General features: G+C 58.1%; 32 protein-coding genes. 14 read left to right on the forward strand and 18 right to left on the reverse strand.

Going from position 1 to position 26,205, the window contains the following annotated elements; all coding sequences use genetic code 11:
- The first annotated feature begins 26 nt into the window (after nucleotides 1-26).
- On the forward strand, nucleotides 27-965 hold the full coding sequence (locus tag BLS87_RS17720; RefSeq protein WP_074753991.1) for a LysR family transcriptional regulator: 939 nt from the start codon (nucleotides 27-29) through the stop codon (nucleotides 963-965).
- 64 nt (nucleotides 966-1,029) lie between these two features.
- On the opposite strand, the gene BLS87_RS17725 is transcribed toward BLS87_RS17720, so the two are convergent.
- The gene (locus tag BLS87_RS17725) at nucleotides 1,030-1,302 is read right to left on the reverse strand and encodes a DUF2790 domain-containing protein (protein ID WP_074753993.1); all 273 of its coding nucleotides are present in this window, start codon (nucleotides 1,300-1,302) and stop codon (nucleotides 1,030-1,032) included.
- Between the two features lie 244 nt (nucleotides 1,303-1,546).
- On the opposite strand from BLS87_RS17725, the gene BLS87_RS17730 reads away from it, so the two are divergent.
- Together BLS87_RS17730 and BLS87_RS17735 are read left to right on the forward strand one after the other, a co-directional pair.
- Nucleotides 1,547-2,317: a class I SAM-dependent methyltransferase gene (locus BLS87_RS17730; protein ID WP_074753995.1), complete on the forward strand. Its 771-nt coding sequence runs from the start codon at nucleotides 1,547-1,549 to the stop codon at nucleotides 2,315-2,317.
- Nucleotides 2,318-2,332: 15 nt separating this feature from the next.
- Nucleotides 2,333-2,644: a cupin domain-containing protein gene (locus BLS87_RS17735; protein ID WP_074753997.1), complete on the forward strand. Its 312-nt coding sequence runs from the start codon at nucleotides 2,333-2,335 to the stop codon at nucleotides 2,642-2,644.
- A gap of 34 nt (nucleotides 2,645-2,678) precedes the next feature.
- On the opposite strand, the gene BLS87_RS17740 is transcribed toward BLS87_RS17735, so the two are convergent.
- The 5 genes from BLS87_RS17740 to BLS87_RS17760 all read right to left on the reverse strand — a co-directional run bounded on the left by BLS87_RS17740 (nucleotide 2,679) and on the right by BLS87_RS17760 (nucleotide 6,101).
- Nucleotides 2,679-4,001, reverse strand: a complete 1,323-nt coding sequence (locus BLS87_RS17740) for a chloride channel protein (RefSeq protein ID WP_074753998.1) — start codon at nucleotides 3,999-4,001, stop codon at nucleotides 2,679-2,681.
- A gap of 90 nt (nucleotides 4,002-4,091) precedes the next feature.
- Nucleotides 4,092-4,865, reverse strand: a complete 774-nt coding sequence (locus tag BLS87_RS17745) for a ParA family protein (RefSeq protein ID WP_074754458.1) — start codon at nucleotides 4,863-4,865, stop codon at nucleotides 4,092-4,094.
- Between the two features lie 114 nt (nucleotides 4,866-4,979).
- Nucleotides 4,980-5,309 carry a hypothetical protein gene (locus BLS87_RS17750; RefSeq protein ID WP_074754000.1) on the reverse strand — a complete coding sequence of 110 codons (330 nt, stop codon included), beginning with the start codon at nucleotides 5,307-5,309 and terminating at the stop codon, nucleotides 4,980-4,982.
- 141 nt (nucleotides 5,310-5,450) lie between these two features.
- A complete protein-coding gene (locus tag BLS87_RS17755) occupies nucleotides 5,451-5,753 on the reverse strand; it encodes a DUF1883 domain-containing protein (RefSeq protein ID WP_074754002.1) in 303 nt (100 codons plus the stop codon).
- Nucleotides 5,754-5,837: 84 nt separating this feature from the next.
- Complete coding sequence (locus BLS87_RS17760) at nucleotides 5,838-6,101, reverse strand: DUF2798 domain-containing protein (RefSeq protein WP_074754004.1); 264 nt, start codon at nucleotides 6,099-6,101, stop codon at nucleotides 5,838-5,840.
- 127 nt (nucleotides 6,102-6,228) lie between these two features.
- On the opposite strand from BLS87_RS17760, the gene BLS87_RS17765 reads away from it, so the two are divergent.
- Nucleotides 6,229-7,200 carry a LysR family transcriptional regulator gene (locus BLS87_RS17765; RefSeq protein ID WP_074754006.1) on the forward strand — a complete coding sequence of 324 codons (972 nt, stop codon included), beginning with the start codon at nucleotides 6,229-6,231 and terminating at the stop codon, nucleotides 7,198-7,200.
- A 3-nt stretch (nucleotides 7,201-7,203) separates the two neighbouring features.
- On the opposite strand, the gene gcvA is transcribed toward BLS87_RS17765, so the two are convergent.
- Complete coding sequence (gene gcvA, locus BLS87_RS17770) at nucleotides 7,204-8,109, reverse strand: transcriptional regulator GcvA (RefSeq protein ID WP_074754008.1); 906 nt, start codon at nucleotides 8,107-8,109, stop codon at nucleotides 7,204-7,206.
- Between the two features lie 146 nt (nucleotides 8,110-8,255).
- Between gcvA and BLS87_RS17775 the strand changes: the two genes are divergently transcribed.
- Entirely contained in the window at nucleotides 8,256-9,098 is an 843-nt protein-coding gene (locus BLS87_RS17775) for a DMT family transporter (RefSeq protein ID WP_074754460.1), read from the forward strand.
- A gap of 56 nt (nucleotides 9,099-9,154) precedes the next feature.
- On the opposite strand, the gene BLS87_RS17780 is transcribed toward BLS87_RS17775, so the two are convergent.
- On the reverse strand, nucleotides 9,155-9,694 hold the full coding sequence (locus tag BLS87_RS17780; protein ID WP_074754010.1) for a helix-turn-helix domain-containing protein: 540 nt from the start codon (nucleotides 9,692-9,694) through the stop codon (nucleotides 9,155-9,157).
- A 131-nt stretch (nucleotides 9,695-9,825) separates the two neighbouring features.
- Between BLS87_RS17780 and BLS87_RS17785 the strand changes: the two genes are divergently transcribed.
- Together BLS87_RS17785 and BLS87_RS17790 are read left to right on the forward strand one after the other, a co-directional pair.
- Nucleotides 9,826-10,608, forward strand: coding sequence for an aldolase (locus tag BLS87_RS17785; protein ID WP_074754462.1), 783 nt, complete (start codon nucleotides 9,826-9,828; stop codon nucleotides 10,606-10,608).
- 348 nt (nucleotides 10,609-10,956) lie between these two features.
- Nucleotides 10,957-11,832 (forward strand): alpha/beta fold hydrolase, encoded by an 876-nt coding sequence (locus tag BLS87_RS17790; RefSeq protein ID WP_244165857.1) that lies wholly within the window; start codon nucleotides 10,957-10,959, stop codon nucleotides 11,830-11,832.
- Nucleotides 11,833-11,982: 150 nt separating this feature from the next.
- Here the strand turns inward: BLS87_RS17790 and BLS87_RS17795 are convergent, their stop codons facing one another.
- Entirely contained in the window at nucleotides 11,983-12,183 is a 201-nt protein-coding gene (locus BLS87_RS17795; RefSeq protein WP_143024414.1) for a hypothetical protein, read from the reverse strand.
- A gap of 196 nt (nucleotides 12,184-12,379) precedes the next feature.
- On the opposite strand from BLS87_RS17795, the gene BLS87_RS34205 reads away from it, so the two are divergent.
- Nucleotides 12,380-12,595, forward strand: a complete 216-nt coding sequence (locus BLS87_RS34205) for a hypothetical protein (protein WP_167362079.1) — start codon at nucleotides 12,380-12,382, stop codon at nucleotides 12,593-12,595.
- Between the two features lie 128 nt (nucleotides 12,596-12,723).
- Here BLS87_RS34205 and BLS87_RS17805 read toward each other — a convergent pair whose 3' ends face one another.
- The 3 genes from BLS87_RS17805 to BLS87_RS17815 form a co-directional block, all read right to left on the reverse strand.
- Nucleotides 12,724-13,317, reverse strand: a complete 594-nt coding sequence (locus BLS87_RS17805) for an NADPH-dependent F420 reductase (protein ID WP_074754018.1) — start codon at nucleotides 13,315-13,317, stop codon at nucleotides 12,724-12,726.
- Nucleotides 13,318-13,448: 131 nt separating this feature from the next.
- A complete protein-coding gene (gene wrbA, locus BLS87_RS17810) occupies nucleotides 13,449-14,048 on the reverse strand; it encodes an NAD(P)H:quinone oxidoreductase (RefSeq protein WP_074754020.1) in 600 nt (199 codons plus the stop codon).
- A 78-nt stretch (nucleotides 14,049-14,126) separates the two neighbouring features.
- The gene (locus BLS87_RS17815; protein ID WP_074754022.1) at nucleotides 14,127-15,611 is read right to left on the reverse strand and encodes an aldehyde dehydrogenase family protein; all 1,485 of its coding nucleotides are present in this window, start codon (nucleotides 15,609-15,611) and stop codon (nucleotides 14,127-14,129) included.
- Between BLS87_RS17815 and BLS87_RS17820 the strand changes: the two genes are divergently transcribed.
- Nucleotides 15,610-15,846, forward strand: a complete 237-nt coding sequence (locus BLS87_RS17820; protein WP_074754024.1) for a hypothetical protein — start codon at nucleotides 15,610-15,612, stop codon at nucleotides 15,844-15,846. The two genes, BLS87_RS17815 and BLS87_RS17820, sit on opposite strands and share 2 nt — an antisense overlap.
- 23 nt (nucleotides 15,847-15,869) lie before the next feature.
- Here the strand turns inward: BLS87_RS17820 and BLS87_RS17825 are convergent, their stop codons facing one another.
- The 6 genes from BLS87_RS17825 to BLS87_RS17855 all read right to left on the reverse strand — a co-directional run bounded on the left by BLS87_RS17825 (nucleotide 15,870) and on the right by BLS87_RS17855 (nucleotide 20,845).
- Nucleotides 15,870-16,448 (reverse strand): nuclear transport factor 2 family protein, encoded by a 579-nt coding sequence (locus BLS87_RS17825; protein WP_074754026.1) that lies wholly within the window; start codon nucleotides 16,446-16,448, stop codon nucleotides 15,870-15,872.
- Nucleotides 16,449-16,764: 316 nt separating this feature from the next.
- Nucleotides 16,765-18,483: a sigma-54-dependent Fis family transcriptional regulator gene (locus BLS87_RS17830; RefSeq protein ID WP_074754028.1), complete on the reverse strand. Its 1,719-nt coding sequence runs from the start codon at nucleotides 18,481-18,483 to the stop codon at nucleotides 16,765-16,767.
- Between the two features lie 246 nt (nucleotides 18,484-18,729).
- Nucleotides 18,730-19,173 carry a DoxX family protein gene (locus BLS87_RS17840; RefSeq protein WP_074754032.1) on the reverse strand — a complete coding sequence of 148 codons (444 nt, stop codon included), beginning with the start codon at nucleotides 19,171-19,173 and terminating at the stop codon, nucleotides 18,730-18,732.
- Between the two features lie 11 nt (nucleotides 19,174-19,184).
- Nucleotides 19,185-19,619, reverse strand: a complete 435-nt coding sequence (locus tag BLS87_RS17845) for a hypothetical protein (protein WP_208605179.1) — start codon at nucleotides 19,617-19,619, stop codon at nucleotides 19,185-19,187.
- 177 nt (nucleotides 19,620-19,796) lie between these two features.
- Nucleotides 19,797-20,069 carry a XapX domain-containing protein gene (locus BLS87_RS17850; RefSeq protein WP_074754034.1) on the reverse strand — a complete coding sequence of 91 codons (273 nt, stop codon included), beginning with the start codon at nucleotides 20,067-20,069 and terminating at the stop codon, nucleotides 19,797-19,799.
- Between the two features lie 83 nt (nucleotides 20,070-20,152).
- Nucleotides 20,153-20,845 (reverse strand): hydrolase, encoded by a 693-nt coding sequence (locus tag BLS87_RS17855; protein ID WP_074754036.1) that lies wholly within the window; start codon nucleotides 20,843-20,845, stop codon nucleotides 20,153-20,155.
- Nucleotides 20,846-21,970: 1,125 nt separating this feature from the next.
- Between BLS87_RS17855 and BLS87_RS17865 the strand changes: the two genes are divergently transcribed.
- The 5 genes from BLS87_RS17865 to BLS87_RS17885 all read left to right on the forward strand — a co-directional run bounded on the left by BLS87_RS17865 (nucleotide 21,971) and on the right by BLS87_RS17885 (nucleotide 26,109).
- Entirely contained in the window at nucleotides 21,971-22,273 is a 303-nt protein-coding gene (locus tag BLS87_RS17865; protein ID WP_074754040.1) for an ArsR/SmtB family transcription factor, read from the forward strand.
- A gap of 145 nt (nucleotides 22,274-22,418) precedes the next feature.
- Complete coding sequence (locus BLS87_RS17870; protein WP_074754042.1) at nucleotides 22,419-23,381, forward strand: zinc-dependent alcohol dehydrogenase family protein; 963 nt, start codon at nucleotides 22,419-22,421, stop codon at nucleotides 23,379-23,381.
- Nucleotides 23,382-23,421: 40 nt separating this feature from the next.
- On the forward strand, nucleotides 23,422-23,736 hold the full coding sequence (locus tag BLS87_RS17875) for an antibiotic biosynthesis monooxygenase family protein (protein WP_074754044.1): 315 nt from the start codon (nucleotides 23,422-23,424) through the stop codon (nucleotides 23,734-23,736).
- 422 nt (nucleotides 23,737-24,158) lie between these two features.
- Entirely contained in the window at nucleotides 24,159-24,899 is a 741-nt protein-coding gene (locus tag BLS87_RS17880) for an SDR family NAD(P)-dependent oxidoreductase (RefSeq protein WP_074754046.1), read from the forward strand.
- A gap of 316 nt (nucleotides 24,900-25,215) precedes the next feature.
- Entirely contained in the window at nucleotides 25,216-26,109 is an 894-nt protein-coding gene (locus BLS87_RS17885) for a LysR family transcriptional regulator (RefSeq protein WP_074754048.1), read from the forward strand.
- Nucleotides 26,110-26,205: the final 96 nt, after the last annotated feature.

The following is a 26,205-nucleotide window of genomic DNA, read 5'->3' on the forward strand; positions in this document are numbered from 1 at the left end:
CCTGTCATTCCCTTAAGGTAAAAACGATGGACACCTTTCAGACCATGCGTTTTTTCATCGCCGTCGCTCAAAGTGGCAGCTTCACCGCAGCCGCCGCCCTGCACAACACGACCACCACCAATGTGTCCAAGGCCGTCTCGGGTCTGGAGGCCAGACTGCAGACCCGCTTGATCAATCGCACCACGCGTCGTCTGGCGTTGACCGAAGCTGGCGCACGTTATCTGCAGCGTTGCGAAAAGATCCTCGATGAAGTGCGCGACGCTGACGAAGAAGCCGCAACCGCACACGTCAAGCCGTCGGGGCGTTTGAAAATTCACGCCATGTCGGCCATCGGCAACCATTACGTCATCGGTGCGATTGCCCGATACAGAGAGATTCATCCGTCGGTCAGGTTCGATTTGAACCTGACTAACCGCGTGCCCGACCTGATCGAGGAAGGCTACGACATGTCCATCGTACTGGCGCGGGACCTGCCCGACTCAGGATTCGTGGCGCAACGGCTGGGCATCACCTACAGCATCGTGTGCGCGTCACCGGCCTACGTGAGTAAACGCGGCATTCCGCAATCGCCCAACGACTTGCACGACCATGATTGCCTGCGGATCGTAAACACGGTCATGCCGGCGCAAAGCTGGACATTCGATGGACCTGAAGGGGTGGAAACGGTCAACGTGCCCACCTCTCCGCTCCACCTCAATACAGCCGATGGCATGACGGTCGCGATCAAGAACGGAATGGGTATCGGGATACAGCCAATTGCGTCGGCGGTCGAGGGACTTAGAGCGGGGACGTTGGTGCGCGTGTTGCCGGATTATCATCTGGAGGAGTTGAATCTGTTTGCGATCTATCCGTCGAGAAAGTTCGTGGACGCAAAGATAAAGACCTGGGTGGAATTTCTTAAAAGTGCCATTCCGGCTTTGCTGGCGTCGGATGAGAAAGTCGCGGGTTCTGCAAGAAAAAGGTGATGATCAGGGCGTCGGTCAGTCAGCGACAGTATGGAGTGTCGACCCTCCATCGCCCGCATGACCATCAACCGTTGGTGCAGGCAATACCGACGCCCTGGTACTCAATGACGTGCTGCTGACCGTGAGAATCCTGATAGGTCATGCGCACCGGCGTTGCACCGCACTTGTCGGAAACATCGGTTACCGAAATCACTTTCTGGATGTCGAGAGGCGTCGAGTAAGTGTAGGTTTCAACCGCCATATTACCGGCCGTTTCAGCGGGTTGATGGTCGTCTGCAAACGCAGGCGCCCACACACTGCCCATGACTATATACATCGCAATTTTTGAAAAACTCATTTCATTCACCTTGTCGTCGAGGAAGTAACACAGCGCGTTCCAGTTCCCGTGTGAGCCACTGGCTTGTTTCTTTTGCTCTGCGGTTAGAACAAATGCTAAGTGTTAAGCCATGTCCCAAATAGCCATCGACGGGACAAAGACTGTGGACAAATCCGGCACAAATGAAGGTTTGAAATTGAGCGCCTGGCTGCTGGAATCTGGCGCATAATGCGCCGGCCATTTTCCAATCAGAGGAAGGCTGACGATGACAGTTGTTCACAAAGCGGCTCAGGTGGGGTTTTCAACGCAGGCGGGCACGTACACCCAAGGCCGGCCGGATTACCCGAATGAAATCAGCTCGTGGTTACGCGACACTCTCGGCATCACGTCCACGTCCACGGTCGTTGATCTGGGCGCTGGAACCGGCAAGTTCACCCGTTTACTCAAACCTCTTTCCGAACGCCTGATCGCCATCGAGCCGGTCGACGCCATGCGGCAGGAGTTTTCCACCCATCTGCCCGACACGACGATTTTGCCAGGCACCGCGCAGTCCATGCCGTTGGCCGACGGCGAAGCCGATGTTCTGGTGTGCGCTCAGGCCTTTCACTGGTTCGCCCACGAGGCGGCGCTCTCGGAAATACACCGGGTACTCAAACCCGGTGGTCGTCTGGGGCTGATCTGGAACGTGCGGGACGAATCAGTCGACTGGGTCGCGGAAATCACCCGCATCATCACCCCCTACGAAGGCGACACGCCGCGCTTTCACACCGGTGACTGGCGGCGACCCTTCAACGGGGCCTCGTTTTCTCAGCCCGAGATGACCTGCTTTCCGTACACCCACACCGGCAGCGCCGAGACCGTGATCATGAACCGGTTTCTGTCGGTGAGCTTCATCGCTGCCCTGCCCCCCGCCGACAAAGCCATCGTCACCGACCAATTGCGCGAGCTGATCAGCACGCATCCGGCGCTGCGCGGGCAAGAGACCATCGCCTTTCCGTACCAGACACAGGCCTATCTGTGCCGTCGACTCGACTGAAGAGAAGGTAGAAACGTGAAGATCATCCGCAGTAAATCCTTCACCGGCGAACGTGCCTGGGCTGCGCTCGACATCGCCAACATGAACGGCATCACTACCCGGCTGCACTGGACCGACCAACCGTACAAGTGGCACGTGAACGACGGTCAGGAAGTCTTTGCGGTGCTGGACGGCCGTGTGGAAATGCACTTCAAGGACAACGGTGTCGAGCAGTCGACGATCCTTGAAACCGGTGATGTCTTTTATGCATCGGTCGGCACCGCGCACGTCGCTCACCCGCTGGGCGTCGCGCGCATTCTGGTGGTGGAAAGCGAAGGCAGCGTCTAAGCGGGCCCGCTGCGCACTGCATCGCCCGACCGGGTCATCCCTCGGTCTTGCGTGGTGCAGTGTCGGTGTGCGCCGCCTGCAGAAACCCGCGCGCCAATTGCTGGTACAACTCCGGCCCCATGCGCGAGCTCACCGCCTTGGCAATCAAAGCAACGGCCATGAGGCTGATCACCATGCCGTGGCTGTCGATCATCTCCATCACAATGATGGCTGACGTGATCGGCGACTGAGTGACCGCCGCCAGAAAGCCGACCATGCATAAGGCAATGGTCGGTTGAAGCGCAAGATGGAACAGCTCGGCGGCATTGCTGCCGACGGCGGCACCCACCGCCAGGGACGGGGCGAAGATACCGCCGGGAATGCCTGAGAAATACGTCACGACCGTGGCGAGGAATCGGGTCACGGGCGCATGCCATGGCAGCCCGACTTCAGACGCGATGACCTGCGAGGTGATGCCGTAGCCACTGCCGAACGACATTCCGCCGCTGACCCAACCCAGTATCGCAACGATCAGCCCGCATGCGCCGGCGAACCAGACTGGATGCATGCGGCGCCACTCCCATAAAACAAAGTGTCGGTGCCGTTGCGGCCACAACAGCATCCGGCTGAACAGCCCGCCCAATAACCCGCAGCCGATGCCGATCGCCAACGCGGGGACGACGATGTCGACGCTGATGTCCTGAACGCCGAAATGGCCGAAATAGTTGTAATTGCCCTGCAGGGCAATCGCCACCATGCCGGACAGAATGATGGTGCTGAGCAGCACGCCGCTGGTGCGGGTTTCCAGCTTGCGCCCCAGTTCCTCTACCGCGAAGGCGATGCCCGCCAGCGGCGTATTGAAAGCCGCAGCAATGCCCGCAGCGCCACCGGCGAGGATAAGGTCCTCGACACGAACGATTCGCGCATTCGGCAAAAACCGATGAAAGAAATGCATGATCGACGCCGCGACCTGAACCGACGGCCCTTCGCGTCCCGCGGAGAAACCGCCAGTGAGTGCCAGCGTTCCCAGGCTGATCTTGGCGAAGGCGATACGCAGTGACACCAAGGTGTTAACCGGCTTCCCTTGATGGACCAGCCGCGTCGCCGCGATCACCTGCGGGATCCCGCTGCCCTGCGCACCGGCAAAGAAACGGGTGGTCAGCCACACCACCAGCATCCCGACCAACGGGGTGTAGATGAACGGCAGCCAAGGCCGCTCGCTGGTCTGTTGGGCGAATTGCGCCAGCGCCAGGTCGGCAAGCCGCGCAAACATCACGACAAGCAGCCCGGCCAGCGTGGCGGCTACCCAAAGCGTGACGCGGGTGCGCCAGCGCATGGAGGCAAAACGACGGCGAAGCAGCGTTACCGGTTTGATCACCCGAAGCAATTCCCGTTGAAAGACGACACGAAGATGCAGGCAGACTAACCAAAGAACCGGTGATCGCCAAATGACTTCGAGTGCCGAGGATCAGGCGGCCCGCTCCAGCTCGGTCAGCAACGCCACGAACTGCAACGTCAATTTGTGCCGTGCATCGAGGTGAATCAGCGGCACCGACGCCTCATGGGACTCGCGCATCTTCACTGAACTGTTCAGGTAGGTCGACAGCACGGGCAGGCCTTCTGCGATCAATTCGTCGATGAGGCTCTGATGCAGGCTGGCGCGGCTGACGAACTGATTGACCACAATGCCTTCGACGGTCAGGGATTCGTTGTGATCGGCCTGCAGCTCGGCGACCTGCGCAATGACGTTGTACAGCGCCTGGCGGGAAAAGCTGTCGCAATCGAACGGGATCAGCACCCGGTCGGCGGCAATCAGGGCGCTGTAGGAATAGAAATTCAGCGCGGGCGGCGTGTCGATATAGATCCGCTCGTAATCCCCCGACAGCTCAACCAGCAAACGACGCAGCTTGTTGATCTTGAACTTGGATTCAAGCTTGGGCTGCAGATCGGAAAGCTCCGCGCTGGCGGCGATCAGAAACAGGTTGTCGTAGCGGGTCTCGCTGATCTCGGCCCGGTTCTTCTTGCCCGAAGAGGACGACGACAGGGTCTGCTTGAAAAAATCGGCGATGCCGACGGGCATGTCATCGCCCGTGAGACCGGTCAGGTAATGGGTTGAGTTGGCTTGTGCATCGAGGTCGATCAACAGCGTCCGATACCCTTCGGCGGCGCTCACAGCGGCCAGATTACAGGCGATGCTGGATTTGCCCACCCCTCCCTTTTGATTGAATACTGCGCGACGCATGAGACAGATGACCCGTGAAAAAAAGTCATCGATCATACCAGTGAATGTTTTCGTTTTATGTGGCAGGTCACAGACAGTTACGTGACAGCTGTGTGACAAAAGCCCACTCAGATCTCAAACGCAGTCTTTCGCCGCCCGCCCAAACCCGGAACTCAGCAGACTGCGTTCATACACAAACACCTTGCCGCCGTTCGAGGCCTTGTAGGCTTCGATGACGTTATCGGCGGCGACGGAACTTGAGACCACAATCCGATAATGCCGCTGGGTCTGAGACAGGCTGGGGCTCAGTGCATTGTCTTGCAGTTTTGGCATCACGCAGGCGGTGAACTGCTCGGGGGACTTTTGGGTGACCAGGGTCAGCGTCGGCTCGTTGGGCGCGGACGCACAGCCCGCCAAGAGCGAGCCGGACATCATCAATACAGCGGAAAAAAATAAACGACGCATCGGCGGTCTCCTGTAAAAAATGCTGCCCTGCTGGCAGGCGCTTCAATACAGGCCATTGTCCAGTTCCGGCACCAGAACTGAACTTGAAAGACATGATGCTGACTATCGACGCCGACGATGGATAGCGATGCGTCCGGGCGCTCAGCGCAAGGACGAGCTGGACCGGCGGACGATCTTGATCGAGTGTTTGACGTCAGGCTTTCGGGTCACGCTGATGGCCCGCTTGGTCACGGTATCGATTGTGATGTTCCAGAAGCCGCTGCTCGGCACCACGATTTTCGCCGGAAACGTATCAAACGCGCCGCCGTGATAGGTGTGACGTCCACCGTTCTTGAAACTGCGAAAATTGGCGTCGCTCATCAGACGAATGTTGCAGATGCCGGAGGCTTCGATCACCACAATGTCGTCTTCGTTGAGGTGTTCGCGCTGGTGAATGAATTTCACGGTGGTTCCACTGGAAAGATTGGCAAGGCGCGAAGAATATCACGGCGCAGGCGTCCCTCGCTGACCGCACCTCGCCCTACGCTTTCATTCACAACGCACGGTCCACGCCACAAGCCGGGCAACGATCGGGCGCACGAGAAGCACGCACACGAACGCTGACGGCATCGCCACGCGGTAGGCACTCATCACGTTTCTCATGTAATGGTCATCAAAGCCGAACTCCGTCAGCGTGATGACGAGGCACATCAGAAAGGCCATGATCGTGGCCATATAGAGCGCGAAGACGTACGCGGCCATTGCTTTTGGGAAGCGAAATTTTGCGGTACCGCGCAGGGTTCTGGCGTCCATCGTGAAGTCCTTGCTGGTGGGTGAAAGAACGTGAGCGGCTAACCTAACAAGCTGCCCGCCCGCTTGGTAGGCGGGTTGCGCTTGATTGACTCTTAAGTAAAATCGACGAATCGATCAGGAGGAGCCGATGGACATACTGGGATTGATCAAGACGTTCATCAGCGTGGTGGAGAACGGCAGTATTGCCTCAGCGGCACGTGCCAAGGGCATGAGCCCTGCCGCGGTCAGCCAGAGCATCACCCGGCTCGAAACCCATCTGGGCGCACGTCTGCTGTCGCGCACGACCCGCCGCATGGCGCTCACTGAAAGCGGCGCGCGTTACTTCGACAAGGTGCGCCACATCCCCCACGACATCGACCTTGCCTCGCAGGCAGCGGCCGTTGCGACCGCCCCGCAAGGTTCGCTGTGCATCGCTACCACCTCCGCCTTCGGACGTTACGTGCTGGCGCCGCTGATGCCCGCGTTCAAAGCACTGTACCCACGCATCGATATCGAGTTGATCAGCACTGACCGGCGCGTCGACCACAGGCTTGAAGGTGTCGACGTCAGCCTGCGCATCGAGGCACAACTGAACGATCAACTGATTGCCCGGCGCATTGCCTCGATCCCGTTCGTGTTCTGTGCCTCACCGTCGTACCTTGAGCGCGCAGGGATCCCCCTCACGCCCGAAGACCTTCAACACCACGCGTGCCTGGTGTTTCGCTACCCCACCGATGGACGCTTCCTGCCGTGGAGCTTTCGGCTCAACGGCAAACGCTTCGAAGCGAAACTCCAGCCGGGCTTCATCTGCGACGACATCGACACCCTCGCGCAGATCGCCTTGAACGGCGGCGGAATCGCGCGCCTGGCAAGCTTCATCGCTCAGCCGCTGATTGACAGCGGCAGGCTGTTGCCACTGTTCGAGTCAGACCCTGCCGGTACTGCTGGCGCGGAGCCTGAACCCATGGAGATCTACGCCTGTGTCAGCGAGCGCTCGGCATTGAACGCCAAGGTGCGCGCGTTCATCGAGTTCATTGAGGCGGCGATGCAGGCCGATAGGCGTGCGCGGCAGCAGAACGCCGCTTCACCGGGCATCACCCGCCCAATCCACATAGTGTGAGCGCTAGCGCAGTGTCGGACCGCTGAGGCTGCCCTCCTCCCGCAGCCATGCACAAAACAGCGAGATGGTTTCGTCTGCGGCTTTGTCGGCCGGAACGTAAGCGCAATAACTGCGGGATTTGAGCCGCGGCTGGGCAAACGGAATGACCAGCCGGCCGGCCTCCAGATCGCTGGACACCAGCGCAACCGGCCCTATTGCGATACCCACGCCGTCAATGGCCGCCTGCAAGGTCAGGTAGAAATGATCGAAGACCACGGCCGCAGCGGGTTTCAAGGTGGGAATCCGGGCGCTCGCCAGCCAGTCCGACCAGAGCCGTGGAAGGCTTGAGGTGTGCAGCAACGTGTGTTGGCGCAGGTCTTCGGGTGTTTGCAGCGGCAGACGCTGCAACAGCGCAGGGCTGCACACCGGCACCCGTTCCTCGCGCAGGAACACGTGGGTGGAATAACCGTAAAGCGTGTCCGGTCCGCCGCGAATGACGACGTCATAAGCCGTCCGCAAACTTTCCACCGGTCTGTTGGAGGTCTCTACCTGAACTTCAATGCCGGGATACCGGGCACGCAGTCCTTCCAGTCGTGGCACCAGCCAGCGCAGTGTGAACGTCGCGGACGCATTCACGGACAGCGTACGCGTCGCAGAGACCGGGAAGCCGAACCTCGCAGTCGCCTGCGACAACTGCTCGAACAGCGGCCCGACATCCGCCAGATACGCGCTGGCCGCAGGCGTCAGCACCACTCGCCGGTTGTGCCGTTCGAATAACGCGGCGCCGAGCCAGTCTTCAAGCAGACGAACGCTTTGGCTGACCGCCCCTTGCGTGACATGCAGTTCCGCCGCTGCGTCCTTGAAGCTGCCCAACCGGCCAGCCGCCTCGAAGGCACGCAACGCATTGAGGGGAGGCAACACCCGATTCATTCGCAATAGCCTGTCTGATGTGAAACGCCAATTTATCTGGTTTGTCAGGGGCCACCAAGATAGATATTTTGCTGATCACGCCAGCGTCGGCCGACGATGTCTATTTTGAAGCACTCCCCTCTGCCCTAATTTTGGAAAACAACACCATGCTCAGCGTCACTGGCGGTTTTGTCCTGCTTGCCGCCGTCCTTCATGCCAGCTGGAACGCCCTGCTGCATGGCAACCGCGACCGACACCTGTCCATGGCCTGGATGAGCATCGTCATCGCCATTGTCTCCACGCTGGTCGCCCTGAACCTGCCGCTGCCGGCCGCCGGGGCGTGGCCGTATATCGTTGCCTCTGGCTTGGTCCACATCGTCTACAACATCAGCCTCATTCGTTCATACGGCCGCAGCGACCTCTCAGTGGCCTATGCCATTGCGCGAGGGTCATCGCCCTTGCTCGTGACCCTCGGCGCGGCGCTGTTCGCTCAGGAGGCGGTCAGCCCTCTGCACGTGCTCGGGATCGTCATGATATCGGGCGGTATTCTTGCGCTGGCGTTGCTTGACCGCCGCGTGTCCCGCGCCGATGTGCTCGCGGCACTCAGCACAGGTGTGATCATCGCGCTGTACACGGTGATCGATGGCATTGGTGTGCGTCAGTCCAACGGCCAGGCGTTTGCTTACACCGCCTGGATGTTCATGTTCTATTGGTCGATGCCACTGCTCTTCATCGCCAAGCGCGGGTGGGCCGCGCTGTTGAACCCGATCCGCACCCACCCGCTTTCGGTAAGCTCATCGCTGGGCGGGGGACTGGTGTCCATCGGTGCCTATGGGATTGTGATCTGGGCGATGCAATCGGGCGCCATGGGCGGCGTGTCGGCACTGCGCGAAACCAGCGTGGTGTTCGCCGCGCTGATCGGGCGCGTGTTCCTGGGCGAAGACATGAGCGCCAAACGCTGGACCGTGTGCGCTGTCGTCGCTGCTGGCGCCGTGTGCCTGGGGCTTTGAGCGGCACACGATGCCCTCGAACGTCACTGCGTTCCGGCGTTTCCGGCTGTCACGAATCACGCGTCGGTGCTGTGTACAACCACCAGCAACTCCGCCTGCTCGTCGGACACGGTGCGCAGCCGATGGGATTTCTGCGCGTTGAAATGCAGCGCGTCCCCTTCGTCCAACGTCTGGCGCTCGTCACCGAAATCGACCTCCACGCGTCCGCGCACGACGAAGATGAACTCCTCGCCCAGGTGCTCCTTGAACGCCGAATGGCCGAATGAACGCGGCGGATACACCAGAAAAGGCAACAGCGCCCTTTGCCCGATATGACGCGCCAACGGCACGTGAGCAGGCGCAGATGCGCCATCGGATACACCGCGCGGCTGACGCCGAACAAGGCTATAGCCCTCCAGCGGCAACGGCTCAGTGCTGAACAGCTCCTCGGCCTGGGCATTGAGGGCTTTGGCCAGTTTCAGGGCGACAGCAATCGAGGGGGAACTCACGCCCCGCTCCACTTTGGACAGGTAACTTTTGGTCAACCCGGTCAGGCCGGCCAGTTGCTCCAGCGTGATGCCCATCTTCTTGCGCAAGATTCTCAGGTGTACCGCCATCCCGCGTTGTTCCTCAAAGGTCATGACACACAGCTTGATAATGACACAATGTGTCATTAGGATCACATTGTGTCTTGAGGGCGTTGCAGCGCCCGCCAATATTTTGAACGGCTCTCAAACAGGTGCTGACCGTGACCACGACCCTGAACGCCCCGAAAGACCAGCTCGTAAAGCTCGCCGAGCAACAGATGATGACCGCCCTGATCGACAACGATTACAGCGCCAGGCAAAAGCTCGCGCTCACCTGCCGCATCCTGTTTGACGGCGGCCACGACTCTGGCCTCGCGGGCCAGATCACTGCCCGTGCGCAAGCACCGGGCACGTATTATACGCAGCGCCTGGGCATGGGTTTCGACGAGATTACGGCGTCCAGTCTTTTGGTTGTCGACGAAGACCTGAATGTCCTTCAGGGTCAGGGTATGGCCAATCCTGCCAATCGTTTTCACAGTTGGCTCTACCGCGCCCGCCCCGACGTGAACTGCATCATCCACACCCACGCGCTGCACAGCGCGACCTTGTCGATGCTCGAAGTGCCGCTGGCGGTGTCGCACATGGACATCTGCCCACTGTTCGAGGACTGCGCGTTTCTGAAGGACTGGCCCGGCATCCCCGTGGGCAACGAGGAAGGCGAAATCATCGCCAATGCGATCGGCGACAAGCGCGCCATTCTACTTGCTCATCACGGACTGCTAATCGCGGGGGGCTCCATCGAGGAGGCCTGTGTGCTGGCGCTGCTTTTCGAGCGAGCGGCCAAGATGCAGTTGCTGGCCATGAGCGCGGGTGAAATCCGACCGATTCCGGAGACGTTGGGCAGAGAAGCCCACGACTGGATTTCAACGCCCAAGCGCCACGGCGCTGCCTTCAATTACTACGCGCGACGGGCGCTGCGCGGACACGGCGACTGCTTGGGTTAACGGCCACTTCAGTGAATGTCCCCCACGCTTACAGCACTTTTTGTATAGGACTGTATCCCGGATACCGCGCCCTACAAACGCATACAAACCCACGCTTTTTCGAGGGCGGCCTCATGATTAAATCGGCCATCTCGACATGGCCCAGCTGTTCGTTGCGTGTTGCAAAACGCGATCAGCTGACTGTCGGCGGGTGACCAAATTGCCTGCCGTCGCCATCGACCCAGCCCATTACCGCTCTGAACTGGAAGGCTATCGATGCTCAAGTTATTTTCCACCGTTACACTAATGTGCGCGCTGAGTGCCCTTATGGTAGGGGCCGCTCAGGCAGCCGAAACCGAAGGCCATTCAATGGAACGCTCATCTGTTGCCTATCGCACCGTCACCGTCGACGGCTTGAATATTTTTTATCGCGAAGCCGGTCGTCCAGATGCTCCAACGCTGCTGATGCTGCACGGTTTTCCGAGTTCGTCGCGCATGTACGACCCGCTCTTTGCTCGGCTGGCTGAGCGTTATCATCTGGTGGCGCCGGACTATCCGGGCTTTGGCCACAGTGATTCGCCAGACCCGAAAACTTTCGCCTACACCTTCGACCATCTGGCCGCTGTCATGCAGGACTTCACGCAGACGTTGGGCTTGCAACACTATTCGCTGTTGGTGCAGGACTATGGCGGCCCTGTCGGGTTTCGCATGGCAGTGGCTCACCCGGAAAGGCTGCAGGCGTTGATCGTTCAGAACGCGGTGTCACACGAGGATGGACTGGGACCGTTGTGGCAGAAACGGCGCGAGTTCTGGGCCAATCGTGCGGCCAATGAGGCCGGGTTGCGGGCCAGCTTCTTTTCGTTTTCCACCACCCGCCAGCGGCACATCGGCTCAAGCCCGAACATCGAGCATTTCAACCCTGACCTTTGGGTCGACGAATTCAATTTCCTGAACCAGCCAGGCCAGGCGGACTTGCAGAGCGACCTGTTCTACGACTACCGAAACAACGTCGCCAGCTATCCGAAGTGGCAGGCATGGATGCGCGAGCACCAGCCGCCGACACTGGTGGTATGGGGCAAATACGACCCTTCTTTCGATGTCGCTGAAGCCGAGGCCTATCGCCGCGATCTGCCCAAGGCTGAGATTCACGTGCTGGAGGCAGGCCACTTCGCACTTGATGAGAAGCCCGATGAAATCGCGAGCCTGATCGACGGTTTTCTGCACAAAACGCTAAGCGCCCAATGAACACCGTCGTCTAACAAGCACCGTTCATCGCCGATTAGCGATTTATTCAAACTTTTCCAATGCCTCGGAGAGTCACACGCTTACAAGGACGGGCAACACCGCCCGTCCTTGGACCTTGTGTGACCTTCTGACTTTTTTGATGAAGAGGCATTACCCAATGAACAAGAAATTAAGCATCGCGCTGGCAGTGGCCGGTCTTACCTGCGTGCTCTCGGCGCCTTCGATGGCCGGTTCTTCCTCGCCAAGCAGCTCGAGCGGTAGCAGCATGAGCGGCCCGTCCTCGTCTTCCGGCAGCAATTCCTCAAGCTCGGGTGAGTCGTCCAGACCCAGCGGCGAAAATGGCGCCAACACCAAAGGCACCGCCTTGCCTGGCTCCGGTGGTGAGGCAGGAAGCGGGGGCAATTCAAGCCCCGGCAACTCCTCATCAGCTGGCGCGGGCTCGAGCTCCAAATAGCGATTCAAGCGGCGGCCAAGCACCGCGCAGCGGTGTAATGTCTGGCCAGATCAGGTGCCTGCCTGACTCTGGCCAGTGGTCCTGAACCCGGCCGTGCGTCAGCTCCCTACTACTTCTAACGCAATCCGACTCGACGGCAGCTACCTGGTGGTGATTGCCGAACCAGGGTACGGCGCTGTCATAGCTAAGTTTGCCCGGCGCAATGCAGAAGGCACGGATGGGGAGCTCAAGACAATGGGGCAGTTCTTGATGGACTTGCAGATCGTGACGGAGATGATGGGTCGGATCGGGCAGTTGCCGAAGCTTTGATGGGGTAAGGCAGGACTCGCCGCGCGGGCGGGTCCTGCCGGACTGGATGGGCCCAGCAAGCCACCCGGGGCGACACAGGCGCCATCTCACGAACATACATCGGTTCGTTGCGCTAAACGCTCATCGCCTTATTCTGATGGATGCTCGGTCAAGTTGTGGAACAACAGTGGGCCAGGAAGGTTAAGCAGGCGGCCTCCCTCGTCGATCCGTCCGACAACAATCGGCGAGAACCCGAGTTGCTCTGCTATGGCTTTTACGGTCGAGGCAGCGTTTTCGTCGTTGCTGGATACGAAGACGACACGCCTTCCGCCATCTTGCGAGGGATCCCGTGCGAGTACGGCAGCCGGAATCTGGTTGAACGCTTTGACGATCAAGGCGCCTGATAGCGCCTGGGCGACCATGTCAGAAGAGAGCCGCCCCGCCAGCGTTTGTGGTGATACGCCGAAAGCGTTGGTCTGATCGATGATGATCTTGCCAGCCCAGTCAGATCGACTGCGGGCCAGCGCTTCCACAGCGTTAAATGGAATTGCCAAGAACAGAACCTCAGCAGAGAGCGCCTCTTCCAAAGAGGCGGCAGTGACCATCTCTCCCAACTCTGCGGCGAGGGGAAGAATGGTTTCCGGCCCTCGCGAGTTCGCGATGGACACTGGAATCGCGACGCGTGCAAATTGGCGAGCAATGGCGGTTCCCACGTTACCGGAACCAATAATGGCGTATTTCATTTTTTAAACCCTGAAGAAGAGTGAAAGTCGATTTAATCCAGCGCCAATTGTCGCGCGTTCTTAGAGCGCTGCATTGACTGTCTCAACCTTGATAGGTGGCTTAGCGCTAAAGAAAAAGAATGAACTTGGTTTTAGGGGAATAACTTCGATGCGATCCGGGCTACGTGCTCGCCCTGGTGGCGTGCAATTTCAAGTTCACGGACATCTGGCTGCCGAGCCCCATCGCCACCTGCAATGGTAGACGCACCATAAGGCGTGCCTCCGCCGACCTTTGAGACATCAAACAATGCTGCGTTGGTATAGCCGATGGGCACGATGATCATTCCGTGATGAGCGAGTGTTGTCCAAGTTGAGGCAATGGTCATTTCCTGGCCACCGCCCGTTCCAGTTGAGGTAAATACACTGGCGAGCTTTCCAGCCAGAGCGCCCTTGGCCCATAGACCGCCTGTTCGGTCGAGGAAGTTGCGCATCTGTCCGGACATGTTGCCGAAGCGAGTCGGCGTGCCGAAAATAACGGCATCGAAATTGGCGAGTTCCTCTACTTGTGCCTCTGGCGCACTTTGATGGGATTTTCCGCCAGCGGCTGCGAACGCTTGCGGACTCATCGTTTCGGGCACCCGCTTCACCACAACCTCTGTACCTGGAATGCCGCGTGCACCTTCAGCGATTTTCATCGCCATTGTTTCGACGTGTCCATACATGGAGTGATAGAGCACTAAAACTTTAGCCATCGTGAGTTCCTCATTCTATGAATGTAGGCGGGTTGGAGTTCCCGAGATTCGGGCGTAGATCTGTTTGATTGTGTCCCTCTAAACTTTAAGCGCGTCCATCAGTCCCGAGTTGAGCGTGATGGTTCTGATCTCCGTGAAGTCGTCGACCGCGGCGATACCATTCAGGCGACCGAGACCTGACTGCTTTGAGCCGCCCTCCTCGGTGTCCTCGCCAAGTGCACCCCATTCATTGATCCAGACCATACCGGCCTGGATTCTGGGCGCGATCCGCAGCGCCTTGGAGACATCACGCGTCCAGATGCTGGCGCCCAATCCATAGATGCTGTCGTTAGCCAACGCGACGGCCTCTTGCTCCTTGGCAAACCTCTGCAGGGTGACAACCGGTCCGAAGGTCTCCTCCTGAACGATCGGCATCGCTGGATCAGTTACCTCCAGAAACGCAGGACGAAAGAACGCGCCTTCCGACAGCAGGCTATCGGTGACAGGCCCGCCTCGCACAATGACCTCGGCGCCTTGGGCAATGGCGCGCTCAACCACCTTATTGACGCGGTCGACGCTTTCGCGGTCGATCAACGGGCCCATGTCGCTTGACAGGTCCGCAGCAGGCCCAACCTTTACCGCAGCCAGGCGTTCGGCAAACCGTTTGCAAAACTCGTCCGCGATCCCCTCCTGCACGATCATCCGCTGGCCGGTCACGCAGAACTGTCCCGCAAACATCGTCACTGACATTTCGATGATGGGCAGCGCAAGATCAAGATCGGTATCGTCAAACACGATCATTGGCGTTTTGCCGCCGAGCTCCAGACCGACGCGCTTGAAGTGTGGTGCGGCGCTCAGCGCAATCGCCTTGCCGGTCGCGGTGCTACCCGTGAAGCTGATGACCGGAACCTTGGCAGAGGCGACGATATGTTTGGCTCCGTCGCCGGTCTCATCAGTGAACACGTTGATTACGCCGCGTGGCAGTTCCGTAATTTCTGCGAAGATCTTGGAAAGGGTCGCGGCGACCTGGGCGCTCTTTCCAGGCAGCTTGATGACCACCGCACAGCCGGCTGCCAAGGCAGGCGCAAGTGATCGTATCGTCAGGATAATCGGGGAATTCCAAGGCACGATGATTCCGGCGACGCCCATCGGCTGGCGCACCATCATCGCGATTCTGCCCGGCTTTGAGTCCACGACCCTCCCAGCTTCCGTGCGCACGATGCCGGCAAAGTAACGCAGCGACGGCACGCAGAGGTCGACTTCAAAAGTGGCGTCGCGTTGGACCTTGCCGTTTTCGGTGTAGAGGATCTTGATGAGCTCGTCCCGGTTGCGTTCGAACGCGTCTGCAAGTTTGTCGAGCACGCGCGCGCGTAGCGTGCGGTCGTGTACCCAAGCGGTATCGCTCATTGCGCGCTCCGCCGCGACGATGGCCGCTTGAGCGGTTTCTATGCCCCCTTCGGCATAGGTACCGATGACCTCGTAGGTGGCAGGGTTGATGGACTCACGAATCGTATCCGAGCCCATCCACTCCCCGCCGATCCAATTCAAGGCATGTCTGGACGTTTGCGGGGTATCAATATTCATGGGTACTACCTGCGTTCTGTCTGGTATGAATGGTCGGCAGGGCTTTCCCTGCCGGGCAGCGATTCATTCGGCGAACATGACGGTTATCGAGTTGGTTGGCACTGAGGAACGTAAGGAAAATCAGCACATCGACGACGCCCATCTGAAGAGAAGTTTGCAATCAGTGCTCTCCCATCCGGGCGCCAACCGCCGGCAAGCGAAGAATGATTTCGCTATCGAGCATGTCGGTGAATGACTCAGTGCTTACAACCGAGGTCGTTAATCCGCCTCCACCTTGAAAGGGGCAGCGTTCGTGGATGTTCTCAGTGTCCACGAACCCGACTGCCGGAACGAAGCGGCAGTAGCATAGGTATCTTCCATGAACTGGAAATACGTCATCTTTCCGTTACGAACCTTGGCATGGATGGAAAAAGGTGATGTCACTACATGGTTGGCCGCCACGGAGCGGTAGGTGAACTTACCGAAAATCGCTACATCCTCTCCTGAGGCAATTTTTGTCATGATGGTGAAGTCTTCAATTTTCCAATAATCCGACACTTTCAAAAATAATGAGCTGAAAGCTTTGGGGCCCTTATTGGTGCCCGTCCAAGGCATTATTTTTTTGAGTTCCGGGTTGTCGAAGTTAAGCGAGACGTAGGTTGCATCCGGCGCCGCCAGTTTCTGTGCTGCTGCTTCAACTTTATCGGGCGCCGTATTGGCCAGAAACTCCATGACAACCGCGAGTGACGCAGCAGACTGCGCTTCGCTAGTGGCCTGCGCAGCAGCGGGGTTTGCAGCCAAGATGCAAGCGATGAGCGTAATTGCTCCAGCGAGCGACTTGAATCTAGGGGTGATCATCAACTTTCTCCGTTTGTAACTACCGTTTTAAGTACGTCGAACTCAACGCATTCTGCTAAGTACTGATGTGTTCAAAGTCCACAGTGAGTACCTGAGCAAAGGCCGTGCCAATGCATCGACATCCCTATAAAAACCATAGGTATCAACCACATAGATTCGTAACGACTGTTATTGACATTGAATCCAGCATTAACGGCAGGGAGTGAATTGATCATTTGGTCAAGCTGTGGCGACGCGTCACGCATTTGATCAATGCCACAGAGATTCGTGTTAAAGGCAGACTAAAGGGCGCCGCCTGAGAGGGCCGCTAATGGGGTCAGTCGGCGCCATCATTGTTGAAGATGCCGCTTTTCTTAAGGCGATAGGCCAGTGCAGGCCGGCTGAGGCCAAGCAGGCGAGCGGCTTGCGAAACGTTTTGTTGAGCAAGTTCCATCGCACGTCTCATCAGCTCCTCTTCCACTGCGTCCAGGCTGACGCTCATTTCAAAGATCTGCGTGACCCAATCGGCTGCGTTTTCCGTGTCTGCGGCCTGAACCAGCGCGCCGTCGGCGTTGAGACGATCACCGTGCAGATTGCCTGTCTTTGGAAAGACCGCAAAGAGCGCCTCCTGTCCTATGGTTTCATTGCTGTCGGTCAGGATGACGCCGCGTTCAAGCATATTCCCCAACTCGCGGATATTTCCGGGCCAGGCATATTGCAGACACAGTTCCAGCGCCTTGTCTGATAAGCCAAGCGTACGCTTGTGGTATTGCAGGTGAAACTTGCATAGAAAATGCTCAACCAGCAGCGGCAGGTCTTCCAACCGATCGCGAAGGGGCGGGATATGCACCGGAAACACATTTAAGCGGTAATAAAGATCAGAACGAAACCGGCCCGCCTCGACGGCGTCGGCGAGGCTTTCATTGGTGGCAGCAATGATTCGCACATCGACTTTGCGGGTCCGTGAATCCCCCACTCGCTCAAGTTCACCTTCTTGCAACACCCGCAGCAATGCCGCCTGCGCTCTGGGCGTCAGTTCTACCACCTCGTCCAGGAAAATGGTCCCCCCGCTGGCGCGCTCGAAGCGCCCTGACCGGGTCTGACTGGCGCCGGTATAAGCGCCTTTTTCAACACCGAACAATTCCGCTTCAATGAGGTCCGGCGGAATGGCTGCGCAGTTGACCGCGACAAACGCTTGCTCCGCGCGATCGCTGCGATGATGCACGCTACGTGCGATGACCTCCTTGCCGACGCCAGTTTCTCCGAGAAGCAGGAGCGAAATCTTGCCTTTGGCTGCCTTGTCGATGGTCTTGCATACCTTCAGGTAAGCGGCGGAGCGCCCTATACCGTAGTACTCACCTTCCCGCTTATCCAGGGTCGTACGCAGGGAGCTGATCTGTGATTGCAGCTCATATAGCTCCTCGATGATCGGGTCTGCCTGGAAGTACCGTCTGAAATCCGCGGCGTTTTCCCATTCCTCAGCAGGCTTGCCAATGATGATGCACCGCTGATCGCCGCATCCGCGGCACGTCGTTTCCTGAATGATGATTTCGCGCTTCATGAACGACGAGCTATACGCACAGGCGTAGCCCAACAAGGACCAGCAAACCGGCTCCGCTGTAAGACCCACCTCGGTCAGGCAGGTCTCCACTTCAAAGGAGTCAATCCATTCAAGCTCGCAGTAGAAGTGCCCGGACTCCTGATCCAGTTCTAACTGGATGGGCTTCGGATTGACCATGCCCTTCAAGGCGTGCAATTGAGGTCCGACCAGGAACATCTCCAGTTCGGAACTGTTTGGCCTTAGCTTGCGAGCCATTTCGGCGTCCTTGAGGCCGGATTGGTAGCCAAGGCGCAGGAAGAACCCCTTGGCGCGCTCGATGCCGAGACTATTGATGAGTTCACGGCGGAAACTGGCCATCGCTGACACCTGCATCAGCAGCATGCGCTGCTCGCCAAACCAGATTTTGCCTTCAGTGCTTTGAAAGCGGATCTGTTCGCTCAGGTCCTGGTTACAGGAATACTCGGACTCTATCTCCGGCAAGTAGCTGTTAAGCATGCAAGAGGTCCGACTGTGTTGTTTTTGGAAGGTGCCATGCCTGTCTTGCGATCACACAGGGCCCGTGCCATCTCAGTCCCGTGAGCGCCGCGCCAACGCACCCCATAACGGCCAGAGTGACCGGCGAGCGGACCGGCTGCAGACCAGCGTGTGACAACAACATCAGGCAGATGCTTACGCCTACGAGCAGACGCTGAATGGCGATGAGAAATTCACGCCAGACGAAAAAATTCGAGAACGCGTGGGTCATGACGGTTTTTGCTCTTCCATGTCAACGAAAGCGACGAGCAGAAATCCACCCACGAGCCCGAGATGTTCGTAAAACGAGTTAGTGATCATGAAGCGTTCGGGTCCGGCTGGAAGCTCCCAAAAACGCAGAGTGATGCCCGTGGCCATCAGGGTGAACCCTGCCAATCCCAGCGCTCCCAGCCAACGCAGGCGACCGGTGAGAATCATCAGGGAGGCACCCAGTTCCATCAGAATCACCAGCACCGCAAATACCGGTGCGGGTGATAAGCCAAAGTGGTCCATCTCGCCGAGCGCTCCCGGGAAATCCAGGAGTTTGAACAACCCCCCTTGCAGATAGGCCCCACACAAACCGAGATAGGCAACCAGCCTGACGGCGGTTGAACCCAGCACCGGTTTTACGGTAGCGGTCAGCGTTCGCTCAAACGAGCTGAATGTTTGCATCGTTTACTCTCCTACACTGCCCAGCAGGAACAACCCAGGGCGCCAAAGAAACTTCGCGGATCCGACACGTGAGCGTTAGCGCCCCATGCACCGGCATGGTCATGACCGTGCAGACCGCCGTTGCTTGCGCAGCCGCACGCAGCCGCCGCTTGAGCACGCAACGGCGCCAGCGAATACCGGCCGGTGCCTTCCGGGTCTCCCCAGGCGCCGTACCCCTTGAATGTGCGGGTCGGCGACCAGTCCGGCATCGCCGGAGGTAGCGGGTTATCGTCCAGCGGAGCAAAGAGGCCGGCAGCGTACACAACGCGCCCGCCCACCACGGTAAGGTCGCAGGTCAGAAATGAAATCTCGTCTTTGATTGCGAGGGCACCGGCGACCGTGCTCGTGCGATCAAGCGCAGTGAACTCGCCATTTCGGTAAATGATGTCGGGAATGGGATCAGTCAATTTTGGACCCTTCTGTTTTTTAGCGACTTGAAGAAAGGGTTGCGCCTTGGTGTGCCAGCCAGCGCCAGCGCGGAGGCTCCAAGAAATGTTCGACGGATGTCAGCGCTTGCGGTGCTCACCTGTACAAACCCGCCCCTTGGGCCTTTTAAGTGGTGGGCCAGCGCCAGACCTGATTGCTCACGTGTGGCTGGATTCCTCGTCACGTTGCTGCGCAGGTCGACCAGGCAGTTGTCCGAGAACATGGTCCACTGCGTGGGTTTTGTCGCAGGCGGCATTGAAGGTCGTTCCACACAGCAAGTGTTTGCCGATCGGGATAACTTGCTCGCCAACCAAGATTCCAAGCAGCCCGATCAAGGCCACCAGCGGGGGCGCGGGCGAGCGCACGCTCAGTAGGCTGTAGACGACACCAACAAGCAGGCCTGCGGCCAGGGACAGTGCATACATCTTCATGCTTCACCTCTTGTTGCGGACGGTAACGGCGTCGCTGTGGAGCTATCGCCTGGAACGTGTGCGATAGCTCCCACACAGCAGGCTTACTTAGCCGGATTAGGACCGATGCGTTCGCCGTGTTGCACGCGCTCCGGAGCCTTGTGCACCATGGTGTAGGCATAATCCACGCCCATCCCGTAGGCACCGGAATGCTCCTGCACGATGGCCATCACCGCTTCGTAGGTCTCTTTACGCGCCCAATCGCGCTGCCATTCGAGTAGCACCTGTTGCCAAGTGACCGGAACGATACCGGCCTGGACCATGCGGTCCATCGCGTAGTTGTGCGCGTCAACCGAGGTGCCGCCCGAGGCGTCTGCAACCATGTAGATTTCGTAGTCCGTGTCACGCAGGCAGGACAGCGCGAACGTGGTGTTGCAGACCTCGGTCCACAGGCCGGATACGACAATTTTCTTGCGGCCAGTGCCTGCCGACTTTGCCAATGCGTCACGAACGTTCTGGTCATCCCAAGAGTTCATCGAACTGCGCTCAAGGATTTTGGTTTCCGGATACACCGCCAGCAGCTCAGGGTAGGTATTGCCAGAGAAACCTTCGGTTTCTACGGTGGTGATGGTCGCTGGGATGCCAAAGGCCTTAGCGGCCTTGGCCAGTCCCACGACGTTGTTCTTCAACACCTGGCGATCAATCGACTGCACACCAAACGCCATTTGTGGCTGTTGGTCGATGAAAATGACCTGGCTGTTTTGCGGGGTCAGGACCTCTAAAAGCTTATTGGACATGGCGAGTTTCCCTTTTAAGTAAACGGCTTCGAAAGCGGCGTTATGGTGCCGTCTGAGCAGCAATTGCCCGTCCCTGTGGTCGCGCAAGGGCAATGGTCGGGGCCAAGTCAGGGGACGCCGCGAAGCCCCCTGAGTTTTCAAATGTGAAATTCAATCAGTGGCGTCTAGCCCAAACTGTTTCTGGCTCAGTCGGTAATTTTTTTGGCCGCTCTAACGATCAGAGCGGTCACATCGCCCGGCTTTTACGTCATCACTACGTGGTCGAATGACTGGCGCAACTTCGGTGCGCAGAAGTCCAATTGAACGGCTCATCGCTGCCATTGCAAGCGACGCGGTGCTCATCTGAAAGTTGCTTACGGCACGTTGCATTACCGCGTCCGAACTTTCGGGTGTTGTTAACTTTTAGTCAGCGTTGCGACCGATGAGCGGGCCGGTGAGTACGTTTCTGATCGGCGGAAAGACCCAGCCGCCGCGCTTGCACAGTGCGATTATGGGGATGGTAGGGATGTTGAATACCTTGGCAGCCTCGGCAGTACCGTCGCGTTGTCACCGCGCTACGCCGTTCATGGATGCTCGGATTTCTAAGCTGGAAAAGTTGAGGATCGACAGGGGCGAGTACCGAGTCTCCTGAGCGAAGATGCAAAGCAAGACCGTCACGAAAAATCATCAGCCCTCCTTATTATTGCGTCGGGACTGGGCGTGATCATAGTCCGGACATGTGCTATGTCGATAACTTAGGCGAGCACACTATGCAGTTCGACTACGTTTACCCGCTAGTGGCGAAGAGTGATTAACTGTGTCGCCAAATATGGAACACAGAGCCATTGATCCATGCGAGAGAAAACGTCCCAGCTCCCGACGCGTTGAGTGTTTTGTTGTTCTCAGCCAATACCCAAAAGGTGGCGACGGCGATGCTGCTGCGTTCCCGTGACGAAGGTTTACCACTGTCAGCCTCTCTTGTTCTTTGATCTCCCGAATTAGATTTGACTGATCGGGCGACAGCGTCGAGGTCAATCGGTTTGTCAGGTCGTTGGGCAGAGGTGAAATTACAGCAGCGCGACGCGCCGCGAGAAAGAGCTGCAAATCGCGCATTGACATATCGGTAAATTCCGATATCTTGGCGCCATGGAATTACTTGAAGTCTTCAAAGCACTGTCAAACCGAACCCGTCTTGAAATCCTGAAAGGGTTGAAAGATCCGGTGAACAGCTTCCCTCCGCAGGATGAGGGTGACGTGCACACGGTTGGCGTTTGCGTCAGCAGTATTCAAGAAGGCGTCGGGCTGTCGCAGTCGACGGTGTCCGATTACCTGGCAACGCTGCAGCGGGCCGGGCTGGTTGAAGTCAGGCGCATTGGCCAGTGGACGTACTACAAGCGCAACGAAGCTGCCATCAGTGCCCTTGCCGAGATCATCGGAACAAAGCTGTAAAAATTTAACTCTATACATCGACAATTCCCGATATCCCTTTTAGCCGAAACGAGGCTCGTGATGACCTAGCAGATTGGCAGCGATTTTTTCCGCATCATTAAATCGGCATTTCCCGATATCCCTTTTTACAGAAATGAGGTTCACGATGAAAGCAATGGTACTCAAGTCCTTCGGGGGCCCGGAGTCGTTCCAATTTCTCGACGTACCCAAACCCATGCCGGGTACGGAACAAGTCCTCGTCCGGGTGCATGCCACCTCCATCAACCCTTTGGATTATCAGGTACGGCGCGGCGATTACGCCGACCTGGTTCCACTCCCGGCGATTACCGGTCACGACGTATCGGGTGTCGTCGAAGCAGTCGGGCCGGGAGTGACCGCTTTCGCTCCCGGCGACGAAGTCTGGTACACCCCGCAAATATTTGACGGTGCGGGAAGTTATGCCGAGTATCACGTCGCGGCTCAAAGCATCATCGGTAAGAAGCCCGTTTCGCTGAGCCATCTTGAGGCGGCAAGTCTGAGCCTGGTCGGCGGAACTGCGTGGGAAGCACTCACCGTGCGAGCGGCGCTCAAAGTGGGCGAAAGCATCCTGATACACGGCGGTGCGGGAGGCGTGGGTCATGTCGCGATCCAGTTGGCAAAAGCCATCGGGGCGCGGGTCTTCACGACCGTGCGGGAAGCAAACGTCGACTTCGCCCGAAGCATGGGCGCCGATGTGATCATCGACTACGAAAAGGAGGATTACGTCGACGCCATCATCCGGGAAACGGATGGACGTGGCGTAGATGTCGTGTTCGACACCATCGGGGGCAACGCATTATCCCGCAGCCCCGACGCCCTCGCCCAGCTCGGCCGAGTCGTCACCATCGTCGACATTGCCCAGCCGCAGAACCTCGTTCAGGCCTGGGGCAAGAACGCGAGCTATCACTTCGTTTTCACCCGACAAAACCGCGGCAAGCTGGATGAGTTGAGCACGCTGGTAGACCGCGGTCAGCTGCGCCCGCATGTCGGCGCGGTCTATTCACTCGCCGATCTTGCGCTCGCCCATGCGCTGCTGGAGACCCCCAACAACGGTCTTCAAGGAAAAATCGCGATTGCAGTCACGCCTTAGCCTGATCTCGCCAGCGTTAAACTCACTTCAGGGGAATCCCATGATCTATGAAATCGCTCTACTGCCCGTTTACAAAGACGACATTGAACACTTCAGAAATGCGTTCGCCGAGGTGGCTCCTTTGCTTTGCCGCGCCAAAGGTTACCGCGGACACATGCTGGCTCAAGGAATCGAAAACCCGGAGCGATTCAACCTGATCGTGCGCTGGGAATCACTCGAAGACCACACTCCAGGCTTCGAAGCCAGTGATGATCATCGGGTGTTCATGATGGGCTTGCAGCAATATTTCTCGGAAGAACCGCAGGTCTATCACATTGAAGGAGCCGTTTTTGCTTTAGGCAATACTGCGTTCTGAGGCTTTCACACTGCGAGGACTTATCGGGTCAACTGACGTTTACGCTGCGGGCCCGATACGCCTTTGTAAAAAATGACCGCTCGCGTCCATGTCGAGTCTGGACACTGCCGAACGGCACACGGATTCAAGACCTTTCCGGTCTTGCTGGCTCGCCGGATTGTCGTGGACGAGCAATGTCACGTTCGAAGATCAGGCGAGTCTCGGGGTAGACGCCCCTTCGTTGAGGCAAACGGCAATGGCTGCCCGCTCGTGTTCGAACTCATGCACAGGCTGTTGCGTTCCGCTTTGGACGACACAGTTTGGCGCTGCTCAGGGCTACAACCAAACGTATCGGGCTCCTACTATCGCTGTCCTCAGCGTGGCTGACTTCACCATTGACGGTGACGCGCGGCCACATAATCGCCACAGAGAAAGGTGAGTCAATGATTGATTTGAACGGGAAACGTGCGTTGGTGACGGGAGGTTCGCGGGGGATCGGCGCTGCAATTGCACTGGCCCTCGCAGAAAACGGCGCTGATGTCGCTTTCACTTATCAAAATTCGATCAGCAAAGCTGAATCAGTTGCCACATCCATCAAAGGAACCGGGCGTCGCGCAATCGCAATCAAAGCAGACAGTGCCGACCCAAACGCCATTGCGCGTTCGGTCACCGAAGCAGTCTCGGCGCTTGGCGGTCTTGATATTTTGGTTAATAACGCGGCCATCGGCCTCAACGGAATGATTGCCGACATTCATGTGGACGAATACCAGGCGCTGATGGATATCAACGTACGCGGGCCAGTCCTGTTTGCAAAGGCGGTTATTCCGCATCTGGCCGCAGGCGGGCGCATCATCTCGATTGGATCAGGACTGGCGGAGCGGGTGCCATTTCCAGGGGTGACAGCCTATGCCATGTCCAAGTCAGCGTTGCTCTCGTTCACCCGGGGCCTCTCGCGCGAACTCGGTCCCAGAGGGATCACTGTGAATCTGGTCCTGCCTGGCTCGACCGACACCGAGGCAAATCCGGCAAATGGTCCAGCGGCCGACATCCAGCGAAGCATGTCGTCGCTGGGACGTTTCGCAGAGCCGCATGAGGTGGCGAGCGCAGTCGTCTATCTGGCCAGCCCCGCCGCAAGCGTAATCACTGGCGCCATCCTGGCTGTGGACGGAGGAGCGATCGCTTGAGCGATCCTCACCGAAACGGCGTTCAAGCAGTGGTTACATCTGCGCGAACAGCTGGCTAGCCAATGGTTAGCGCGGCTGCTCCCAAGCCAGTTTCGAGGTATCGCAGTGCTTGTCGAGGCCGCCTCTGTCGACCGCCTCCCGGCCGTCTGCGATCTCTACCACGTCAAGGCAGCCGCTCACCCTGTCAACCTTTGACGCGGGGCGTACCCCTCCCGAGATAACCCACCTAAAGCCACACATCTGGCTTCGTAAGGTTGTCCCCACCTTTAAGCGGTGGAATGGATTTTATCGATGTTACATGTCGAGGAGTTAAGTATTGGACATTGAAGCGCTCCAAACCTTTGTTCAGGTTGCTGATGCTGGCGGAGTTTCGCCCGCTGCGAGGCGTTTGGGTGTCACGAAATCGGTGATAAGCCGCAGGCTTCTGCGGCTGGAAACTCAGCTCGGTGTACAGCTACTTGCCAGAACGACCCGTGGAGCCGCACTCACTGATGCGGGGATTGCATTTCGGGAGTATGCCGCCCGGATCGTCGCCGAGATCGAGGCCGCCAGAGATGCCATTCTTCCCGCTGGAGAACTTCAAGGACGCTTCCGCATCGCAGCGCCGATCTCGTTCGGTCCAACGCATCTCGCGCCGGTGCTTGCGCAAATGGCGCGCCGTCACCCTCTTCTGAATATTCATACGAACTACAGCGATCGAACCGTTGATTTGATCGGTGAGGGTTACGACTGCGCTATTCGGGTGGGTCACCTACAGAACTCCAACTTGATTGCGAAACGTGTGGGTAGCATCTACGGCAAGCTTGTGGCTAGCCCCGAATACGTGAAAGCGAATGGCGCACCCGAGACACCGACGGAGCTCCTCGACCATCAATCGCTGATGCAAGGGACTGAAAGCTGGCGATTCATGGACGGCGACAAAATCATCACCGTCAATCCACAGGGACGTTTCAAGGCCGACAATCCAATCGCCCTCGTTGCGGCTGCGGTGGCGGGTCTTGGCCTGGGGTATCTTTCTGACAGCGTCACCGAAGAGCACATCAAAAACGGCGCTCTCGTGCCGGTGATGGTTCGATACCCGCCACTGCTGGCGGGAATCCATGTTGTTCGTCCACGAAGTCGACATCCAACGCGAAAGATTCGAGTACTCACTGAAATGCTGGTCGAGTGCCTGGATAAAACACCGGATGCAGGGCACGAGTCGTTATGAGCCGTGCAGCGTTTACTCCTGACCAGGGGGCTGAGCGCCGCGAAAAAAAACACGACGCTCACCTGTTCACTCGGCGTATTCCTGTCGGGTAATGCG

The organism is Pseudomonas abietaniphila, from assembly GCF_900100795.1.
Lineage (GTDB): Bacteria > Pseudomonadota > Gammaproteobacteria > Pseudomonadales > Pseudomonadaceae > Aquipseudomonas > Aquipseudomonas abietaniphila.

Bases quoted from the DNA above. Each gene is read 5' to 3' on its own strand.
- BLS87_RS17720 (WP_074753991.1), top strand. From the start codon at position 27: ATGGACACCTTTCAGACCATGCGTTTTTTCATCGCCGTCGCTCAAAGT.
- BLS87_RS17725 (WP_074753993.1), bottom strand. From the start codon at position 1,302: ATGAGTTTTTCAAAAATTGCGATGTATATAGTCATGGGCAGTGTGTGG.
- BLS87_RS17730 (WP_074753995.1), top strand. From the start codon at position 1,547: ATGACAGTTGTTCACAAAGCGGCTCAGGTGGGGTTTTCAACGCAGGCG.
- BLS87_RS17745 (WP_074754458.1), bottom strand. From the start codon at position 4,865: ATGCGTCGCGCAGTATTCAATCAAAAGGGAGGGGTGGGCAAATCCAGC.
- BLS87_RS17750 (WP_074754000.1), bottom strand. From the start codon at position 5,309: ATGCGTCGTTTATTTTTTTCCGCTGTATTGATGATGTCCGGCTCGCTC.
- BLS87_RS17760 (WP_074754004.1), bottom strand. From the start codon at position 6,101: ATGGACGCCAGAACCCTGCGCGGTACCGCAAAATTTCGCTTCCCAAAA.
- BLS87_RS17765 (WP_074754006.1), top strand. From the start codon at position 6,229: ATGGACATACTGGGATTGATCAAGACGTTCATCAGCGTGGTGGAGAAC.
- gcvA (WP_074754008.1), bottom strand. From the start codon at position 8,109: ATGAATCGGGTGTTGCCTCCCCTCAATGCGTTGCGTGCCTTCGAGGCG.
- BLS87_RS17775 (WP_074754460.1), top strand. From the start codon at position 8,256: ATGCTCAGCGTCACTGGCGGTTTTGTCCTGCTTGCCGCCGTCCTTCAT.
- BLS87_RS17780 (WP_074754010.1), bottom strand. From the start codon at position 9,694: ATGGCGGTACACCTGAGAATCTTGCGCAAGAAGATGGGCATCACGCTG.
- BLS87_RS17790 (WP_244165857.1), top strand. From the start codon at position 10,957: ATGGAACGCTCATCTGTTGCCTATCGCACCGTCACCGTCGACGGCTTG.
- BLS87_RS17805 (WP_074754018.1), bottom strand. From the start codon at position 13,317: ATGAAATACGCCATTATTGGTTCCGGTAACGTGGGAACCGCCATTGCT.
- wrbA (WP_074754020.1), bottom strand. From the start codon at position 14,048: ATGGCTAAAGTTTTAGTGCTCTATCACTCCATGTATGGACACGTCGAA.
- BLS87_RS17820 (WP_074754024.1), top strand. From the start codon at position 15,610: ATGGGTACTACCTGCGTTCTGTCTGGTATGAATGGTCGGCAGGGCTTT.
- BLS87_RS17815 (WP_074754022.1), bottom strand. From the start codon at position 15,611: ATGAATATTGATACCCCGCAAACGTCCAGACATGCCTTGAATTGGATC.
- BLS87_RS17825 (WP_074754026.1), bottom strand. From the start codon at position 16,448: ATGATCACCCCTAGATTCAAGTCGCTCGCTGGAGCAATTACGCTCATC.
- BLS87_RS17830 (WP_074754028.1), bottom strand. From the start codon at position 18,483: ATGCTTAACAGCTACTTGCCGGAGATAGAGTCCGAGTATTCCTGTAAC.
- BLS87_RS17840 (WP_074754032.1), bottom strand. From the start codon at position 19,173: ATGCAAACATTCAGCTCGTTTGAGCGAACGCTGACCGCTACCGTAAAA.
- BLS87_RS17850 (WP_074754034.1), bottom strand. From the start codon at position 20,069: ATGAAGATGTATGCACTGTCCCTGGCCGCAGGCCTGCTTGTTGGTGTC.
- BLS87_RS17855 (WP_074754036.1), bottom strand. From the start codon at position 20,845: ATGTCCAATAAGCTTTTAGAGGTCCTGACCCCGCAAAACAGCCAGGTC.
- BLS87_RS17865 (WP_074754040.1), top strand. From the start codon at position 21,971: ATGGAATTACTTGAAGTCTTCAAAGCACTGTCAAACCGAACCCGTCTT.
- BLS87_RS17870 (WP_074754042.1), top strand. From the start codon at position 22,419: ATGAAAGCAATGGTACTCAAGTCCTTCGGGGGCCCGGAGTCGTTCCAA.
- BLS87_RS17875 (WP_074754044.1), top strand. From the start codon at position 23,422: ATGATCTATGAAATCGCTCTACTGCCCGTTTACAAAGACGACATTGAA.
- BLS87_RS17880 (WP_074754046.1), top strand. From the start codon at position 24,159: ATGATTGATTTGAACGGGAAACGTGCGTTGGTGACGGGAGGTTCGCGG.